The sequence below is a fragment of the Telluria sp. AZSoR62 genome (assembly GCF_058111565.1).
This window is the reverse complement of record NZ_JBYTST010000001.1, coordinates 561,325-578,978: the sequence shown is the minus strand read 5'-3', so window position 1 is coordinate 578,978 and position 17,654 is coordinate 561,325. Positions and strand designations below refer to the sequence as shown.

Sequence of the window (17,654 nt, the reverse complement as noted above, 5' to 3'; positions counted from 1 at the left end):
TCCTTCAGCGCGTGCTTTCAGCGTCAGCAGTGCGCGCAAAAATTGGGTTCCGGCCTTCGCCGGAACGACGGTATCAAGGGTAGCGGTGAACGAAGCAGCGTGGCCCTCAGGCCAGCACCTTCCTGAACCACTTCGAGATATCTTGCACCTCTTCCAGGCACAGCGAGTGCTGCATATTGTATTCGTGCCACTCGACCTGGTAGCCCAGCTTCTTGAGCACTTCCATCGACTCCTGCGCACGCGCGAAGGGCACCACGCCGTCCTGGCGGCCGTGGGCCATGAAGACCGGCGTGGCCAGGCTTTCCTCGGTGCGCTCCGCACCCGCAACAGTTGCCAGCGGCAGGTAGCCCGACAGGCAGAGCATGCCCGCCAGCTTCTCGGGATGGCGCATGCCGGTCTGCAGCGTCATCGCGCAGCCCTGCGAGAAGCCGGCCAGGATGATGCGCGAAGCGGGAATGCCGCGGGCCTTCTCGCGCGCGATCAGCGCTTCCACGTCGCGCTGCGAGGCGCGCAGGCCGCCTTCGTCCTCGCGGCGGGTCAGGTCGGTGGCAACGATGTCGTACCACGAGCGCATCACGTAGCCGTTGTTGATCGTCACCGGCATGGTCTTCGCATGCGGGAACACGAAGCGGATGCCGGGCAGGCCGGCCAGGTAGAGCTCCTGCACCATCGGCACGAAGTCGTTGCCGTCGGCGCCCAGGCCGTGCAGCCAGATGACGGCGATTTCCGGATTCGGTGCGGTTTCGATCTCGATGTTTTCCAGCAGCTGGTTCATGCTTTTCCTAAGAAGTTACGTCGGCGTGGCAGGACGCAGCGCCGACTTCGGGCGGAAGGTCTTGCTGACCGAAGGATCGGTTTCCATGTAGGGCCCGCCGATCAGGTCGATGCAATAGGGGACGGCAGCGAAGATGCCGCCGGCGAGCGTGTTGCCGGCATCGTCCTTGAGCCCTTCGAGCGTTTCCTTGATCGACTTGGGCTGGCCCGGCAGGTTCATGATCAGCGCCGCGTGGTTCGCGGTTTCGCGGATCACCGCGGTCTGGCGCGACAGGATCGCTGTCGGCACGAAGCGCAGGCTGATCTGGCGCATCTGCTCGCCGAAGCCCGGCATTTCTTTCGTGGCCACGGCCAGCGTGGCTTCCGGCGTGACATCGCGCCGCGCAGGGCCCGTGCCGCCGGTGGTCAAGACCAGGTCGCAGCCAACCTGGTCGACCAGGTCGATCAGGGTGCGCTCGATCCCGGCGCGTTCGTCGGGGATCAAGCGGGTCTCTAGCCGGTAGGGCGTGGTGATCGCGGCGGCCAGCCAGTCGCTTAGCGCCGGGATGCCCTTGTCTTCGTAGACCCCGCCGCTGGCGCGGTCCGACACCGACACCAGGCCGATGATCAACTCGTGATCACTCGTCGTCGGACTCGTCATCGCCCGCTTCCTCGTCGCCGGCTTCCGTGTCGGCCTGCTTGGACTTCTTGTTCAGGTCCTTCAGGATCTGGAAGATCTCGCGGTAGGCTTTCGGCGGCTTGTTCTCGGCCTGCTCCTTGCGCGCGTTGCGGATCAGGGTGCGCAGGTGCTGCACGTCCAGTTCCGGCGCTTCTTCGAGCAGCTTGGTGAGCGCGGTGTCGTCGGTGAGAAGCTTTTCGCGGCGGCGCTCGAGTGCGTGCAGCGAGGCGGTTTCGGCCTTGGAAGCGCCTTTCCAGCTGTCGATGGCGCGCTGGATGACGGCCACTTCCTCTTCGTCGAGAGTGCGCATCTTCTTGCCCACGAACTGCAGGGCGCGGCGGCGGCCTTCGTGGTTCGTGATGGATTGGCAGGTCAGGATGGCTTCCTTGACGTCCTCGGGCATCTCGATGCGCTTGACCCGGTCGCGCGCGGCGTCGACGAGCTGTTCGCCAAGCTTTTGCAGCTCGTTCGAGTGGCGCTTGGCCTCGGACTTCGATGGGCGTTCGTACTCTTGCTCGAATTCGTTGGACTGGAAGCCAACGGAGCCGCGATTTGGATTAGGCATGATTTGGATTGATCCGATTGGCACTGGGCCGATCAGTGAAAACTGTAAACGGCTGCTATGATAACTGTTTTAGGGCTCGCCACGAAAAACACTATATGAACGACTCCGCTTTCACCCACACCCAGGACCAGCTGAAACAGCTCGCCCGCGACGTTTTGGCGTATGCGAAAGAGCAGGGCGCGACCGACGCCTCGGTCGAAATCAGCGAGGGAAGCGGATTATCAGTTTCTGTACGTAAAGGAAAAATCGAGACCATCGAGCAAAACCGCGACAAGGGCATCGGCGTCACCGTCTATGTGGGCCAGTGCCGCGGCAACGCCAATACCTCCGATTTCTCCACCGGCTCGCTCAAGGCCACCGTCGAAGCGGCCTGGAACATCGCCCGCTTCACCGCCGAAGACGACTGCTCCGGCTTGCCCGACGCCGACCTGCTCGAGATGAACCCGCGCGACCTGCGCCTGTTCTATCCCTGGCAGATCTCCACCGAAGAAGCGGTCGAGCTGGCCCAGCGCTGCGAAAACGCGGCCTTCGAAGTCGACCCGCGGGTGACCAACAGCGAAGGGTCCAGCGTCTACGTGCAGCAGTCGCATTTCGTCGGCGCCAACAGCCGCGGCTTCATCGGCGGCTACCCGTTCTCGCGCCACACCATCTCGGTGGCCCCGATCGCGGGCAAGGGCAACAAGATGCAGCGCGACGACTGGTACACCTCGGCGCGCGATCCGAAAAAGCTGGGCAAGCCGGAGCTTGTGGGCCGCTACGCCGCCGAACGCGCGCTGGCGCGCCTGAACGCGCGCAAGCTCGATACCCGCACCTGCCCGGTGCTGTTCGAGGCGCCGCTGGCCGCCGGCCTGCTGGGCGCCTTCGTGCAAGCCGTCTCGGGCGGCGCGCTCTATCGCAAATCCACCTTCCTGCTCGATACCCTCGGCAAGCAGGTCTTCCCCGACCACATCAACGTGGTGGAAGACCCGCACCTGATCGGCGCGGTCGGCTCGGCGCCCTTCGATGAAGAGGGCGTGAAAACCGTGCGCCGCAAGGTTGTCGACAACGGCGTGCTGCAGGGTTATTTCCTGTCGTCTTACTCGGCGCGCAAGCTGGGCATGCAGACCACGGGTAACGCCGGCGGTTCGCATAACCTCGACCTGGTATCGACCCAGACCAAGCTGGCCGACAATTTCGAAGGCATGCTGCGCAAGATGGGTACCGGCCTGCTCGTCACCGAGCTGATGGGGCAGGGCGTGAACTACGTTACCGGCGACTATTCGCGCGGCGCGTCCGGCTACTGGGTCGAGAACGGCGTGATCCAGTACCCGGTCGAAGAAATCACCATTGCCGGCAACATGCGCGACATGTTCCAGCAAATCGTGGCCATCGGTAACGATGTCCTTACCCGCGGCAACAAGTCCACCGGCTCGATCCTGATCGAGAAGATGGTCATTGCCGGCAGCTGACAGGAGCAGGCCATGAGCAAATTCATTCGCATCGACAAGGACAACATCCCGAAGAAGGCGGTCCTGCTCAACCTCGACCTGGTCGCCACCGTCGAGCTGGCGCCGCAGTCCGACCTGCTCAGCTCGAACAACGACGAGAAGCGCATGTACGCCAATCTTCTGTCTGGCGACAAGACCACCCTGGCCACCGTGCACTTCGACAGCGTCGAAGACGCCCACGCCTGGGTCGCGACCCACCTCGACGTCAAGCTGTAAGCCAGCGCATGGCCGCGAACAAGACGGTGGCGACCGACGCCAGCGTGCGCGCCTACCTCGACGCCATCCCTGACGAAGCGCGGCGCCGCGACTGTGAGGCGATCGCCGCCATGATGCAGCAGGCGACCGGGGCGCCACCCGTCATGTGGGGACCCGGCATCGTCGGCTTCGGCAGCTACCACTACGTCTACGACAGCGGCCGCGAAGGCGATGCGCCGCTGACCGGCTTCGCCTCGCGCAAGGGCGACATCAGTATCTACCTCGATTGCGACGCACCGGCGCTGCAGGCCTTCCGCGACAGCCTCGGGCGGCACAAGATGGGCAAGGCTTGCCTGTATGTGCGCAGCCTTGCCGACGTCGATGCCGCCGTGCTGGAACGGATGGTGGCGGCGTCGGTGGCCGCCACGCGCGCACGCTACCCCGCCTGATTTGCCCGATCAGCCGTAGGGCGTGAACGGGATGCCGTTCGCGATCAGCTCCGCCACCCCGTCCACGTTCTCGCCGCTCTCGCTGATCATCGCCAGCACGCCCACCAGGTCGGCCTTCTTGCTGTCCAAAATATCCAGCCAGTAGGCGTAACCCGCCGCTTCCGGCGCGCGGTGCAGGATGTTGGTGTACAGGCGCGTGACCAGTTCCGCATTGGTCGGCGCGGCGCCGTACAAATCCGCGAACTCTTTCGAGGCCACGAAGCCCACGGCCAGGTCGTACACCGTGGCGCCCTTGTCCATGCTGGCGAGCCAGAAGCCCATGCCGCCCAGGTCGGGTGCGCGATCGAAAGCGGCGCGGTAGATGCGGAAGGCCTGGCCGGCCACGCCGTCGATGTCGAGGGCCATGCCCACGCCGTCGCCAAACAGCAGGCGCTCGACGCCGACCAGGGAGTCGGTGCCTTCGCCATTGGACGTGCGCTGGTCGAATATGCGGAACTCGTCCTTGCCGCCCTTGACCGAATAATTGGCGAACGTGCCGGCATAGTGGGCGCTGTCGCGGCCGTCGCCGCCAACCAGGGTGTCGTTGCCTGCGCCGCCGACCAGGATGTCGTTGCCTGCGCCGCCGTCGAGCAGGTCGTTGCCGGCGCCGCCGCGGATCTCGTCGCTGCCCGTGCTGCCGGTGGTGGTGACGGGCGGGGCGGTCACGACCGGGGGCGGCGGCGGGGGCGGTGGGGGAGGCGGCGGCGGAGGTGGAGGCGGAGGTGGCGGCGCCGGTTGATTCACCCCGAGGACGTTCGCCGCCGTGATGCTGCCGGCCTCGGTGCCGAGCAAGGTCATGATCGTGGCGAATCCCTTGCCGGTGCGGCCGGCATCGTACAGCAGCAGCGTGTTGGCGCCATCCTGCACGAAACGCAGGTAAGCCGCGCTGCCGAAAGGATCATCGTACCCGCCCGACAATGCATGAATCGTGATCTGGTCGCCGTCGATCCCGGTCTGGAAATCGGTCACGGTGTAATGGCCGGTCCCGGCAGTGAACACGTCGCGCCCGCTGCCGCCAGTCACTGTGGCGACGTTAGGATTGTTGGCGTTCGACTCGATGCTGAACCTGTCATTGCCGGCGCCGCCGAGCAGGATGCTGTGCGCGGTTGCAGAGTCGCCCGAATCGCTCCACAGTGCCAGGTAATCGTTGCCGTTGCCGCCATCCATGCGCACGTTGCCGAGCCGGTTGATCAGGGAATCGTCGCCGTCGCCGCCCTCCAGGGTGTCATCGCCGCGCGATATGAGCGTATCGTTGCCTGGACCGCCCAGCAGCGTATCTTTTCCCTCGGAGTCCGATAGCGTGTCGTTCCCGGCGCCGCCGTCGAGCAGGTCGTGGCCGCGCGCGCCATACAGGACGTCATCGCCGTCGCCGCCCCTGAGCGTGTCGTCGAGCCAGCTACCCGGATGGGTGTCGGCTGCGCCGCTGCCGATCCAGTCGAGGCCCTTGGTCGATCCGTCCGGCGCCAGGCCGTAGGCCATGTTCGCCGCGCTCAAGCTGTTCTTGTCGAGGTTCTTGAGCGTGACCACATCCTGGTAGCTCCCGCTGCCGTTTGCGTCCATTTGAAGGACGGCATCGGCACCGCGCTGGACGAAACGGAACTGGCCTGTGGTGAACGGCGAGATCTCCCCGCGCAGCGGGATGGTGTAGTCGAGCATGAAGGCGTCAAGCACATCGCCGCCTGTCCCGGCCTGGAAATCGGTGATGGTGAGCGAGCCCGTCTCAGGCATCCAGTAGATCTTGAAGCTGTCCATGCCGATGCCACCGCTCATCTCGACATCGAGCGGCGCATCGCGCCACGGAAGGACCTTGATGATGTCGTCGCCGGCATCGCCGTGCATGGTCACGTGCTGGCGCGGCGCCGTGTCCTGGCCGCTGGAGCGCAGGGTGAGGGTGTCGTTGCCGTCGCCACCGTGCAGGACGTCGCTTCCCCACAGGCTGATCAGGTCGTCGTTGCCTGCTCCGCCGTCGAGGATGTCATGACCGGCAGCCGGTGCGCTCACGTAGCCATCGCCGTCGAGCCGGTCATCGCCGTCCCCGCCGAGCAGGTGGTCGTTGCCCGCGTGGCCGGACAGCGTGTCATTGTCGGCGCCGCCCGAGATGGTGTCGTCGAGCCAGCCGCCCACGAGTGTATCGGCGTTGGCCGTGCCGACGATGGTGCGGCCGGTGCTGGAGCCGTCAGGATTGAAGCCTCCTACGACATTGGCCGCGCCAATGGCGGCCTTGTCGATCCCGGCGAACACGATCACGTCGCGGTACACGGCCTGGCCTGCTTCGACAATGCGTGCCTGCAGCACTGCGTCGGCGCCGCGTTGCTCCATCCGCATGCCCTGGGCCGGGCTGAAGGGGTTGGTGCCGTATGCACTGTCGACAAATCGGCTCAGGTCGATGAGGTCGCCGCCTTCGCCAGTTCGGAAGTCCAGAACGGTGAGCTGGGCTGGACCCGGCACGCCGAGTATCTTGTAAGTGTCGCGGCCGGCACCGCCTTCGGCGACAGCGTCGATCTTCTGCACGCCCCCCATGCTGACCGTGATCAGGTCGTTGCCATCTCCACCCTGGATACGCACGCTTGCCGCGATGGTCGAGGCTGAGTAGCCTATGTCGATCTCGTCGTCGCCAATGCCGCCGTCGAGTACGAGATTGCCGCCGGCGCCGGTGATGTACAGCCTGTCCTGGCCAGCACCCCCCAACAACTTGCCGCCGTCCGGCGACGAGGTTGCAAGGTAGTCGTGGCCATCGCCGCCGTCGAGCAGATTATTGCCCGCATTGTCGAGCAGGCTGTCGGAATCGTCGCCCCCGAACAGGCGGTCGTCGCCGGCTTCGCCGAAGAGCTGGTCCGACCAGGCGTCTCCGTACAGGCTGTCCGCACCGGGACCACCGTAGATGGTATCGCTGCCGCCCGCGCCGCGCAGGGTATCGTCGAGACGTCCGCCCCGCATATGGTCGTCGTTCGCGGTTCCGCTACGCTCCAGGCCTGCGGGCGAGCCGTCGGGACGCGCACCGTCCGTGAAATTGTCGGTAGTGAGTGCAGTCGCTGCAACGTTGCGCAGGATGGCGACATCCTGCCAGGTAACGGCTGCCGTGTCGGATTCGCGCTGAAGGACCGTGTCGCTGCCGCGCTGCTCGAGCCGCAGCTTGTTGAGGGGACCGAATGGATTGCCGCTGCCATCCACGTAGGCCAGCAGCGAGAAGATGTCGAGCACGTCGCCGCCTGCTCCTGCTGCGAAGTCGGTGATCGTCAACAGCAGCCGTGGATCGGCTTGCAGGAAACGATAAGTGTCGCGGCCCGTACCGCCTGCCGCTTCGACCGAGCGTGTCGTTGCATTCCAGGTTTCGATGCCGATGATGTCGTCTCCGGCGCCGGCATCGATCCGCATCCCAGGTTGTCCAGCCAAATCCTTGCCGGATCCCGTTACCGTGATGTTGTCGTTGCCGGTACCACCGAGCACGGTATCGGCGTCGAGCGAAACCTGTATCTGGTCGTTGCCGGCGCCGCCATCGACGGAGATGAAAAACGGCGTGAGAACCTCGGTATCGTAGAAGGTCGAGGTGCGAATGGTGTCGTTGCCGTTGCCGCCCTCGAACACATTGTTGCCCGATACGTCTTCGATCCGGTCGTCGCCATCGCCGCCGCGCAGCAGGTCGTCACCGGCGCCGCCGTCGAGCTGGTCGTCGCCTGCACCGCCATCGAGCGTATCGTTGCCCGCCTCGCCTTCGAGGTCGTCGCGGCCTGCGCCGCCGCGCAGCGTGTCGTTGCCCGTGCCGCCAACCAGGCGGGCACCGTAGCTGAGGGCGTCGCCCACTTCGAGCAGATCGTTGCCTTTGCCGCCAAACAGGGTGTCGCTGCCGCCATTGCCCCGGATGGTGTCGTCCATGTCTTCACCCTGCAGCGTCTCGTCCTTGCTCGTGCCGAGGATGGTGAAGCCGATTTCGCTGCCCAGGCGGTCGTAGCCGCCGCTCAAGCTGGTGCGCGACAGCGATGCTGGGGAGACGCCCGCCAGGGTCACCGCCAGCTGGAACTGGTGCGCCGCGCCGGCCGCGCCGTCGCTGTCGATATAGACCAGGGTGTCGTTGCCCACCTGCTCGGCTTTCAGGTAGCCGGCCGGTCCGAAAGGATTGTCCTCCAGGCTGGCCGGCAGCAGGGCCCGCAGGTCCAGGCGGTCGCCTTCGCCCGCGTTGAAATCGGTCACGCGCGCCTGGGCGCCCAGTGCCAGCACCTCAAAGGTATCGGCGCCGGCGCCGCCCTGCGCGCTCACGGCAGCCGCGCCGGACATGGCGCCCAGTTTCAGCAGGTCGTTGCCGGCGCCGCCCTGCAGGCTGATGCTGCGCGCCGCGCCATTGCCCACAGAGGCGACCGTGAGCGTGTCGTTGCCGTCGCCGCCGAGCAGGGTGTCGGCGCCGTTACCCCCGGATAGTGTGTCGTCGCCGGTCCCGCCATCGAGCACATTGGTGCCGCTCGATGCAGTAAACAGCCGGTCGTTGCCGGCGCCCCCTTCGAGGCGGTCGTTGCCGGTCGGGTCGGTGCGTTCGTCGAGCCAGTCGTCGCCGTCCCCGCCCAGCAGGACGTCGTTGCCGGTACCGCCCACCAGGGTGTCCTGGTGCTCGCCGCCGCGCAGCAGATCGTCGCCCCCATTGCCATGCAACTGGTCGGATCCGCTATGGCCGTCGATGGTGTCGTTCATCACCGTACCAGCGAGGACGTCATACCACTCGGTGCCGCCGATCGCGAGGCCGGTTTGCGAGCCGGCCGGATCGATATCGCCGATAAAATTCGCTCGCCCCAGGCTGGCAGGGGCGATCCCGTCCAGTTCCACCAGGGTCTGGTAGCTGCCCGCCGCGGTACGCAGCTGGATCAGCGTTGCGCCGCCCTCGGCGACCAGGCGCAGCAGTCCGTTACCGAACGGATTGCCGTTGTAGCTGGCGCCCAGGATAGGGAACAGGTCGATGCGATCGCCATGCGCGCCTGCAGTGAAGTCCGTGACGCGCACGCGCGTGGTGGCGCTTTCCACCAGGGCCGTTACCCGAAGGGCGTAGGTATCGGCGCCAGTTCCGCCCGTGACGCTTACCTGCGCGTCGGCAGGCTGGTTGAATACCAGTTCGATGGCGTCGTCGCCTGCGCCGGCATCGACCGCCGAGACGCTGGCGCCGCCGGCGAGGGTGAGGACCAGTTGATCGTTCCCGTTGCCGCCACTGATGTCGGCGCCGCTGTAGGCTGCCAGCCGGTCATTGCCTTCGCCGCCATCAAGCCTGCCGGTCGAGGCGCTGGCGGCGACCAGCCAGTCGTCGCCGCCGCCGCCGAGCAGCACGTCCTCACCCGCATCGTCCTTCAGTTCGTCGTTGCCCTCGCCGCCGTTGAGAAGGTCGTCGCCGGCGCCGCCGAACAGGCGATCGGAGTCATCTCCGCCGTAGACCTTGTCGTTGCCTTCGCCACCGAGCAGATAGTCGTAGCCGTCATTGCCGTACAGGATGTCGTTGCCGGCGCCACCGGAAATATAGTCGGTTGCAGAGTAATCGCTGCCCTTGCTCACACCCCCATCGAGGACATCGTCGCCGCCATAGCCATACAGTTCGTCGCCTCCGCCCGCACCAAGGATGGTGTCGGCGAAATCGCTGCCGTGCAGGATGTCGCGGCCCGCGGTACCGGTCTGGTTGACCGGCGTGGTGCTGATGCCGGTTGTGAAATACACCACCACACCGTTCGCTCCGCTCAGCGCATTGCCGGCCAGGTCGAGGATGGCGCCCTGGGTGAACTGGATACCGTGGTCGGCCTTCAGGTCCAACGGCGCAGGCGGATTGAAAACGATGGTGTTGCCCGACACGCTCAGGTGCGGGTTGCCGGCGACGTCGGCGGAATAGGGAGTACCCATGTTCGTCCAGATGACCAGCGTTCCGGCGCCCAGTTTGACCGGCTCGCTGAAGGTGAATACCAGGTCGGCGCTCGCGTCCTGTCCGTTGACGGGGCCCAAGACCAGCGTCGGCGGCGTGGTGTCGGCAACGTCGCCCGAGGAGCCCGACATGCTTCCATAGCCGGATTCGTCGACAGGCAGGTGTTCGGCAGGCTTGATCATGGCAGTGGCTGGCAAAATGTGACCGGCTACTATCGCCCACTCAGCAAGACAAGTCGAGTAATTATTGCAACAGGTTCGCGGTTATGCGTGGCGCATCCGGCGCCTGTGCGGGCCAAGGAAAACGCCCCGGAATACGGGGCGTTCAGGGTCCTGCCGTGCTGCGCCGGTCAGCCGTAAGGCGTGAACGGAATCCCGTTCGCGATCAGCTCCGCCACCCCATCGACGTTCTCGCCGCTCTCGCTGATCATCGCCAGCACGCCCACCAGGTCGGCCTTCTTGCTGTCGAGGATATCGAGCCAGTAGGCGTAGCCCGCCGCTTCCGGCGCGCGGTGCAGGATGTTGGTGTACAGGCGCGTGACCAGTTCCGCATTGGTCGGCGCCGCACCATACAGGTCGGCGAACTCTTTCGAGGCCACGAAGCCCACGGCCAGGTCGTACACCGTGGCGCCCTTGTCCATGCTGGCGAGCCAGAAGCCCATGCCGCCCAGGTCGGGTGCGCGATCAAACGCGGCGCGGTAGATGCGGAAGGCCTGGCCGGCCACGCCGTCGATGTCGAGGGCCATGGCGCCGTCGGTGAAGGTGAGGCGCTCGACGCCGGAGAGCAGGTCGCTGCCGTCGCCGACGCTGCGCTTGTCGAGCACCTGGAAACCGTCGGACGTGCGCTTGATGGTGTAGTTTTCCCTGGCGCTGCTGTAGCGGGCGCTGTCCATGCCGGCGCCGCCGAGCAGGGTGTCGCTGCCGGCGCCGCCGAACAGGACATCGTTGCCCGCGCCTCCATCGAGGCGGTCGTTGCCGGCGCCGCCGATCAACTGATCGCTTTCGCCCGTGCCGACGCTTGTAACCGGTGGGGCGGTGGCAACTGGCGGTGGCGGCGGAGGAGGAGGAGGAGGAGGAGGAGGAGGAGGAGGAGGTGGCGGCGGTGGCGGCGGTGGCGGAACAGCCGCTCCGGGTTGTACGCCCTCGACAAAATTGTCAGCTGTGAAATCGGTGGCCTTGACGTCATTGAATACAAGGACGGTCTCGAAACCGGCGCCGCCACCGGCGCCATCGCGGTCGATCTGCAACTGGACATCAGCGCCGTCCTGGAGCAGGCGGAGATAGCCTTTTCCGAACGGGTCGGCCTTGGCTGCAGCGGACATGCCCGTGTAAAGGTTGCTCAGGAAGATCGTGTCGCCGTCGGCGCCCGTCTCGAAATCGGTCACCGTGTATGCCTGGCGGCTCGCCGCGAAGATGTCGTGGCCCACCCCGCCAGTGGCGACTGCCGCACTAGCCTGAAAGTCGGTCGGCAAGCCTTCGGCAACCTGGAAGAAATCGTCGCCGTCGCCTCCGAGCATGACCGGACGCGCAACCGGCGCAGGTGCCTGCTCCCAGCTGACATGCAGTATGTCGTCGCCGTCGCCGCCGTCCAGGGTGGTTGCAAGACGCGAGGAGATCAGGAAGTCGTTGCCGGCGCCTCCGAGCAGCCTGTCCCTGCCTGAATAGGCGCTCAACCGGTCATTGCCCGCCCCGCCGTCGAGCGTGTCGTTGCCGTAATGGCCATCGAGGATATCGTCGCCATTGCCGCCGTGGAGGCTGTCATCGAGCCAGCCCCCGGTAAGCTGGTCGGCGTCGGGCGTGCCCTGCATGCGCTTGCCCTGCGTGCTGCCATCCGGATTGATGCCGAGGGCAATGTTGATCGCGCCGAGGGCGGTCTTGTCGACGCCGACCAGCACGACGAGATCTTCATAGCTGGTGATGCCGTTGTCCGTCACGCGGGTCTGTATCACCGTGTCTTGGCCGAGCTGCGTTGCCTTGAGCAGGCCGCCGGGCGAAAACGGATTCGGCTTGGCGGCGTCCCAGGCAGGCAGGAGCAGCTTGCTCAGGTCGAGCACATCGCCGCCTTCGCCTGCCTGGAAATCGAGGATGCGGATACTGCCTGGCTGTCTTGCCTCGAGCAGGAAGGTATCGCTGCCGGCGCCGCCGTCGAGTACTGAGCCGGTGCCGCTCGTGCTCAGGATATCGTTGCCATCGCCGCCGGACAGCTTGTCGGCGATACCGTCGGCGTACAGCCGATCGTCGCCGGACCCGCCCTCGAGCAGGTTGCTGCCTTCATTTCCGTACAGGGTATCGGCGCCATCGCCGCCGGAGAGCGTGTCGTCGCCTGCGCCACCGGTGAGCGTGTCGTTGCCGCCGCCGCCGCGCAGGCGATCGTTCAGGCGGCCGCCCAGCATGGTCTCGTCTGCCGGCGTCCCGGTGCGATCCCAGCCGCCGGGTGACCCGTCCGGCCGCACGCCATCGCTGAAGTTGTCGCCGGTCAGCGCTGTAGCGGAGGTATTGCGCAGCACAGCCAGATCGGTCCATAGCGCCGGCGCGAGGGACGGCGCGCCATTGCGCTGCAAGACGGCGTCGCCATCGCGCTGGACCAGGCGCAGCAGGTTCCAGGCGCCGAATGGATTGTCCTGCAACAGCAGATCCGGATACACCGCGGAGATGTCGAGCACATCGCCTCCAGCCCCTGCCTGGAAGTCCGTCACCGTCAGTGAGGCAAGCCGGACGAACGAGTCGAAGCGGTAGCTGTCCTGGCCGGCGCCGCCGGTTGCTTCGACCGGCCGCGTGCCCTGGCCACCATACAGCACGACGACGTCGTCGCCGTCGCCGCCTGTGACGTACAGCACGTGCGTGGCATCGGCGCCGCCGTGGGCGAGGAGGTCGATCCGGTCGTTGCCGCTGCCGGCGTCGATGCCCCCCACGCTGTACGCTGCATCGATGCGGTCATTGCCTGCGCCGCCGGCCACCAGCATGGTGCCGGACACCGAATGGGGGCTGGCCAGCTGCACGCCCGCGCGAATGTGGTCGTCGCCGTCGCCGCCGTCGACCAGGCCGGCCCCGTACCGATCGATCAGGTCGTCGTCGCCGCCGTCGCCATACAGGAAGTCCACTCCATCGTCGCCGTCGAGAGAATCATTGCCCTCGCCGCCTTCGAGGCGGTCCCACCCCATGCCGCCGTACAGGTGGTCGTCGCCTTTGCCGCCGCGCAGGATGTCGTTGCCGGCGCCGCCGTGCAGGTAGTCGCCGGCGCCGGTCTCGTCGCCGCCGTCGATCTGGTCGTCGCCATTGTCGCCATCGATCCAGTCGGCGCCACCCTGGCCCCGGATGACGTCGTCGCGCACTCCGCCTGTGAGCGTATCGTTCCTGTCCGTGCCGGTAAGGGTCTGCCCGGCAAAACTGCCATTCGGGTGGTATTGCCCGACGATGTGCGCATCGGTCAGCGTCTTGAGATCGACCCCGGCCAGCGTCGCGATGGGGCGGAAGCCGAACGCGGCGCCGGTGGCGCCGTCGCTGTCCAGGGAGAGCACGGTGTCGCTGCCGGACTGCTCCAGCTTGAGCAAGCCGATACGGCCGAAGGGATTGCCGTCCACGCCGTACGGGAACAATCCGCTGATGTCCAGCCGGTCGCCGTCGGCAGTACTGAAATCGGCGATCGTGACATTGCCGTCGCCGCTGTGGCGCTGGAACACGTCGGCGCCGCTGCCGCCACGTGCGGTGATGCTTCCGTTTTCCGAGGTGCGCAGCGCAAGAATGTCATTGCCGGCACCGCCGTCGAGCAGATAGACGCCGTCGCTCAGCGCCGTCAGCGTGTCATTGCCGTCGCCACCGTACAACTCGTTATTGCCGCTGTAATCGTGCAGCGCATCGTCGCCCGCGCCGCCCTCGAGCCGGTCATTGCCGTCGTTTCCGTACAGCGTGTCGTTACCGTCGTCGCCGTAGAGCGTGTCGTTGCCACCGAGGCCATGCAGCGTGTCGTTGCCGCCGAGGCCGCGCAGGGTGTCGTCGAAATTCCCGCCGAACATGCTGTCGGCTTGGCCGGTCCCTTGCCGGTCGTCGCCTTTCGACGAGCCGCCAGGGTCCACGCCCATGAAATTCTCGGGAGTGAATGCGGACACGGTCTTGCCCTTGAAAATAACGGCGTCGAGCCAGGCCGTGCCACTGGCGCTGCCATCGGGGTCGCACTGCAGGACGGCGTCATCGCCACGCTGGATGAGCTGCAGCCTGGCCGCTGCGCCGAACGGATTGCCCTGGAACGAATTGGCCAGTTGGCCAAGAACCGAATAGGCGCTCAGGATGTCGCCCGTGTTGCCGGTCTCGAAGTCCAGGACGGTGAGTACCGGCGGGAAGTCGTAGCTGTCGAAGGAATAGGTGTCGCGTCCGGCGCCGCCACTCGCTTCGATGGGACGCACACTGCCTCCGGTGATGCCCAGGGTAATCCGGTCATTGCCGCTGCCGGCATCGATCTGCAGCGCCTGGTCCCAGCGCGTGGCGCCGTGCAGGGCCCAGGTCGCGATATGGTCGTCGCCGTCACCGCCTTCGATGCGGTCGATGGTGTCGCTGGCCTTGATATCGTCGTTGCCCTCGCCCCCGAGGATGCGCGACTTGATGCCGGGGCCGCCCAGGTCGGGCGCAGCGCCCCCGATGATGTCGTCGCCGGCCCCGCCGTCGAGCAGGTTGTAGCCTTCGTTGTCGAGCAGATTGTCGTTGTTGTCGCCGCCGAGCAGGATGTCGTTGCCAGCATTGCCCTTCAGGATGTCGCCGCCGGCGCCGCCCTCGAGCGTGTCGTCGCCGCCGCCGCCTTCGAGTTCGTCCCAGCCCTGGCCGCCGCGCAGCACGTCGTCGCCTTCATTGCCGTACAGGTGGTCGCCGCTATCGAGTTCGTCGCCGCCCTCGAGCAGGTCGTTGCCGAGGCCACCCCAGAGGTAATCGCCGCCGGCGAAGCCACGGATGATATCGTCCAGCGCTTCGCCCGTGAGGAAATCGCGGCCCGCCGTGCCGTCGATGCGCAGGCCGGCAGTGCTGCCGTCCGGGGCGTAACCGCCACCGATGCTGGCGCTGGTCAGGGTATTTTTCTGGACACCAGCGAGCGTCGCCACCAGGACAGGCGCGAGCGCGCCGGTGCCGTCGCGGTCGGCATACACCAGGGTGTCGTTGCCGGACTGGACCAGCGACAGGTAGGCCGCGGGGCCGAACGGATTGCCGCCGAAACCGGTGGGTATCAAGGCCCGCAGGTCGATCTTGTCGCCATCGGCGGTGCTGAAGTCCTTGACCAGCAGGTTCGGGAGGAAGCCGTCGAGCACGAAGCTGTCGGCGCCGGTCCCGCCTTCGGCGCTGAGGCTGGCGCGCGCCAGGTCGCCGGTGAAGCGCAGCGTATCGTTACCGGCGCCGCCAACGAGAGAGACCGTCACCGCGCTGCCGACGCCGGTGGCCACGAGAAGATCCTTGCCGTCGCCGCCGGCAAGGGTGTCGTTGCCGGCGCCGCCTGCCAGGCTGTCGTCGCCGATGCCGCCGTCCAGGTGGTTGGTGCCGGTACTGGCGACAGAGAGCGTGTCGTTGCCTTCTTCGCCCTGCAAGGTATGGTCGCCGTCGGCCCCGGTATCGATCAGCCGATCCCAGCCATTGCCGCCGACCAGGGTGTCGCCGCCTGCTTCGCCATCGATCCGGTCTTCGCCATCTCCACCTTCCAGGCGGTCCTTGCCGCCGCCGCCGAGCAGGATGTCGTTGCCGGCCAGGCCGCGCAGCAGGTCGTCGGCCACGCTGCCTTGCAGGGTGTCGGCGTAATCGGTGCCGGTCAGGGTCAAGCCGCTGCTGGCGCCGGCCGGATCGATGCCGCCGGTGAAATTGGCCGCGGTGAGCCGTGCTGGAAGAACACCGACCAGGCGCAGCAGCGGCAGGTAGCCGGTGTCGGGCGCGACGCGCGCGATCTCGATGAGGGTATCGGCGCCGTCGGTGGCCAGGCGCAGCAGTCCGGTGGCGAAAGGATTGCCCTGGAAACCGGCGGGCAGCAGGGCGAGGAGGTCGATGCGGTCGCCGCCGGCCGCCGGATCGAAGTCGGTCACGCGCAGCTGGACATTGCTGGCGCGGGTCTCGTCGCGGTTGGACAGCATATAGGTATCGGCATTGGCGCCGCCCGTTACGGTGATGACACCGCTGCTTTGCCGCAGGAAGGAAAACTGGAACTGGTCGCTTCCCGCGCCGCCGTCGGCGATGCTGTTCGTTTCGCCTGCGGCAGCCTCGATCGTGATCAGGTCGTTGCCGTCGCCGCCCGCATAATCGTTGCCGCCGGAGCCGCTCAGGACATCGTCGCCGGCGCCGCCGTCGAGCAGGCCGGAGGAGGCGCCGCCGCCCGTGAGCGTATCGATGCCGTCGCCGCCGCGCAGCGTGTTGTTGCCCTCCAGGTCGGTCAGCTTGTCGTTGTCGGCGCCGCCGTCCAGGATGTCGTCGCCCGCACCGCCCTCGAGTTCGTCCCAGCCTGCGCCGGCCTCGATCAGGTCCTTGCCGGCGCCGCCCACCAGGTAGTCGTCGCCGTCGCCGCCGTCGAGGCGGTCGTCGCCGGCGTCGCCGAACAGGCGGTCCGCCCCGCCGTTACCGAACAGCTGGTCATTGCCGTCGCCGCCGCCGATGCCGTCGCCACGGTCGTCGAAGCCGCCGCTTTCGTCTCCGCCGGCGAGGATGTCGTCTCCGCCGTAGCCCATCAGGAGATCGGGGCCGCGGCCGCCGGCCAGGTTGTCGGCGAGGTCGCTGCCGTGGAGCTCATCGGCGCCATCGGTGCCGGTTGCCGTGACCGGGACAGGACTCAGTCCTGTCCGGAAGGACATGTCGATCGTCCCGCCGTAATACGCTTCCATGCCGTCGAGATCGCGGATCGCGCCGCCGCTGATGGTCACGTGGTGCAGGGCAGAGTAGGCCAGGGTATCGGGTGGATTGAACACGAGGGTATTGCCCACGACCCGGATGGCTGGGTTGTTCAGCACGGGATACACGACCTCGATCCCCTTGCACGAGATAGTAAGCGTGCCCTTGGACAGGACAATCGGCTCATCGAAGGTGATGACCAGGTCCTGGTCGGCCGGATGCCCATCGCTGGGAAAACCGGTCGGCATGGGCATGCCTTCCTTGCTCGCAGTGGCGGGTACGTTGGCACTCAGCACGTTGGCAGAGGAAGCTGGCGGTGTGGGAATCGGCATGGGGATGGGTGAGCTAGAATTTCCTAGGCGTCACTATCCCATCGACAGACATTGTTTGTCGAGCAAAAGAAATGTAATAAAGGAAATTTTATGCACCGCGGATAGGGTGCTGTCGCAGCTTGTCCACGCCAGAAAAAACAACGCCCCGGCAAGCCAGGGCGTCGTGTCATGTGCCGCTACAGCAGCTTAGACGGGCTGCTCGATCCTGCTCAGCCGCTGCCCGAAAATCCCCCAGGTCCGCGGCTCGCCATCCACGGTTGCCTTGAGCACCCACCCGGTGCCCATCTTCTCGACCACCACCTCGGTCTCGAGCTCCCTGGCCACCTTCTCGGCCCAGGCCTTGGCCGAGCCCTGGCCCTTGAACAGTTCCTGGCCCTCGAACACGACGGTGGCGTCGAACACGGATGCGGCAAATACGGTCATGGC

9 protein-coding genes are annotated in these 17,654 nt (G+C 66.4%); 3 read left to right on the top strand and 6 right to left on the bottom strand.

Annotation, left to right across the window (positions count from 1 at the left end):
• Window positions 1–106: 106 nt before the first annotated feature.
• Genes AC3XQU_RS02540 through yjgA form a run of 3 tightly spaced genes read right to left on the bottom strand, consistent with a single transcriptional unit; the run spans window position 107 to window position 1,997 of the window.
• A complete protein-coding gene (locus tag AC3XQU_RS02540) occupies window positions 107–775 on the bottom strand; it encodes an alpha/beta hydrolase (RefSeq protein WP_489872550.1) in 669 nt (222 codons plus the stop codon).
• A gap of 15 nt (window positions 776–790) precedes the next feature.
• Window positions 791–1,414, bottom strand: a complete 624-nt coding sequence (gene mog, locus AC3XQU_RS02535) for a molybdopterin adenylyltransferase (protein WP_489872549.1) — start codon at window positions 1,412–1,414, stop codon at window positions 791–793.
• A complete protein-coding gene (yjgA, locus tag AC3XQU_RS02530) occupies window positions 1,392–1,997 on the bottom strand; it encodes a ribosome biogenesis factor YjgA (protein WP_489872548.1) in 606 nt (201 codons plus the stop codon). Before yjgA ends, mog begins: the two co-directional genes overlap by 23 nt.
• A 95-nt stretch (window positions 1,998–2,092) precedes the next feature.
• On the opposite strand from yjgA, the gene pmbA reads away from it, so the two are divergent.
• Genes pmbA through AC3XQU_RS02515 form a run of 3 tightly spaced genes read left to right on the top strand, consistent with a single transcriptional unit; the run spans window position 2,093 to window position 4,128 of the window.
• Window positions 2,093–3,445 carry a metalloprotease PmbA gene (gene pmbA / locus AC3XQU_RS02525; RefSeq protein ID WP_489872547.1) on the top strand — a complete coding sequence of 451 codons (1,353 nt, stop codon included), beginning with the start codon at window positions 2,093–2,095 and terminating at the stop codon, window positions 3,443–3,445.
• Between the two features lie 12 nt (window positions 3,446–3,457).
• Window positions 3,458–3,700 carry a hypothetical protein gene (locus AC3XQU_RS02520; RefSeq protein ID WP_489872546.1) on the top strand — a complete coding sequence of 81 codons (243 nt, stop codon included), beginning with the start codon at window positions 3,458–3,460 and terminating at the stop codon, window positions 3,698–3,700.
• An 8-nt stretch (window positions 3,701–3,708) separates the two neighbouring features.
• Window positions 3,709–4,128: a DUF1801 domain-containing protein gene (locus AC3XQU_RS02515; protein ID WP_489872545.1), complete on the top strand. Its 420-nt coding sequence runs from the start codon at window positions 3,709–3,711 to the stop codon at window positions 4,126–4,128.
• Window positions 4,129–4,137: 9 nt separating this feature from the next.
• Here AC3XQU_RS02515 and AC3XQU_RS02510 read toward each other — a convergent pair whose 3' ends face one another.
• The 3 genes from AC3XQU_RS02510 to AC3XQU_RS02500 all read right to left on the bottom strand — a co-directional run bounded on the left by AC3XQU_RS02510 (window position 4,138) and on the right by AC3XQU_RS02500 (window position 17,651).
• Window positions 4,138–10,233 carry a type I secretion C-terminal target domain-containing protein gene (locus tag AC3XQU_RS02510; RefSeq protein ID WP_489872544.1) on the bottom strand — a complete coding sequence of 2,032 codons (6,096 nt, stop codon included), beginning with the start codon at window positions 10,231–10,233 and terminating at the stop codon, window positions 4,138–4,140.
• Between the two features lie 167 nt (window positions 10,234–10,400).
• A complete protein-coding gene (locus tag AC3XQU_RS02505; RefSeq protein ID WP_489872543.1) occupies window positions 10,401–17,150 on the bottom strand; it encodes a type I secretion C-terminal target domain-containing protein in 6,750 nt (2,249 codons plus the stop codon).
• A 264-nt stretch (window positions 17,151–17,414) separates the two neighbouring features.
• The gene (locus AC3XQU_RS02500; RefSeq protein ID WP_489872542.1) at window positions 17,415–17,651 is read right to left on the bottom strand and encodes a hypothetical protein; all 237 of its coding nucleotides are present in this window, start codon (window positions 17,649–17,651) and stop codon (window positions 17,415–17,417) included.
• Window positions 17,652–17,654: the final 3 nt, after the last annotated feature.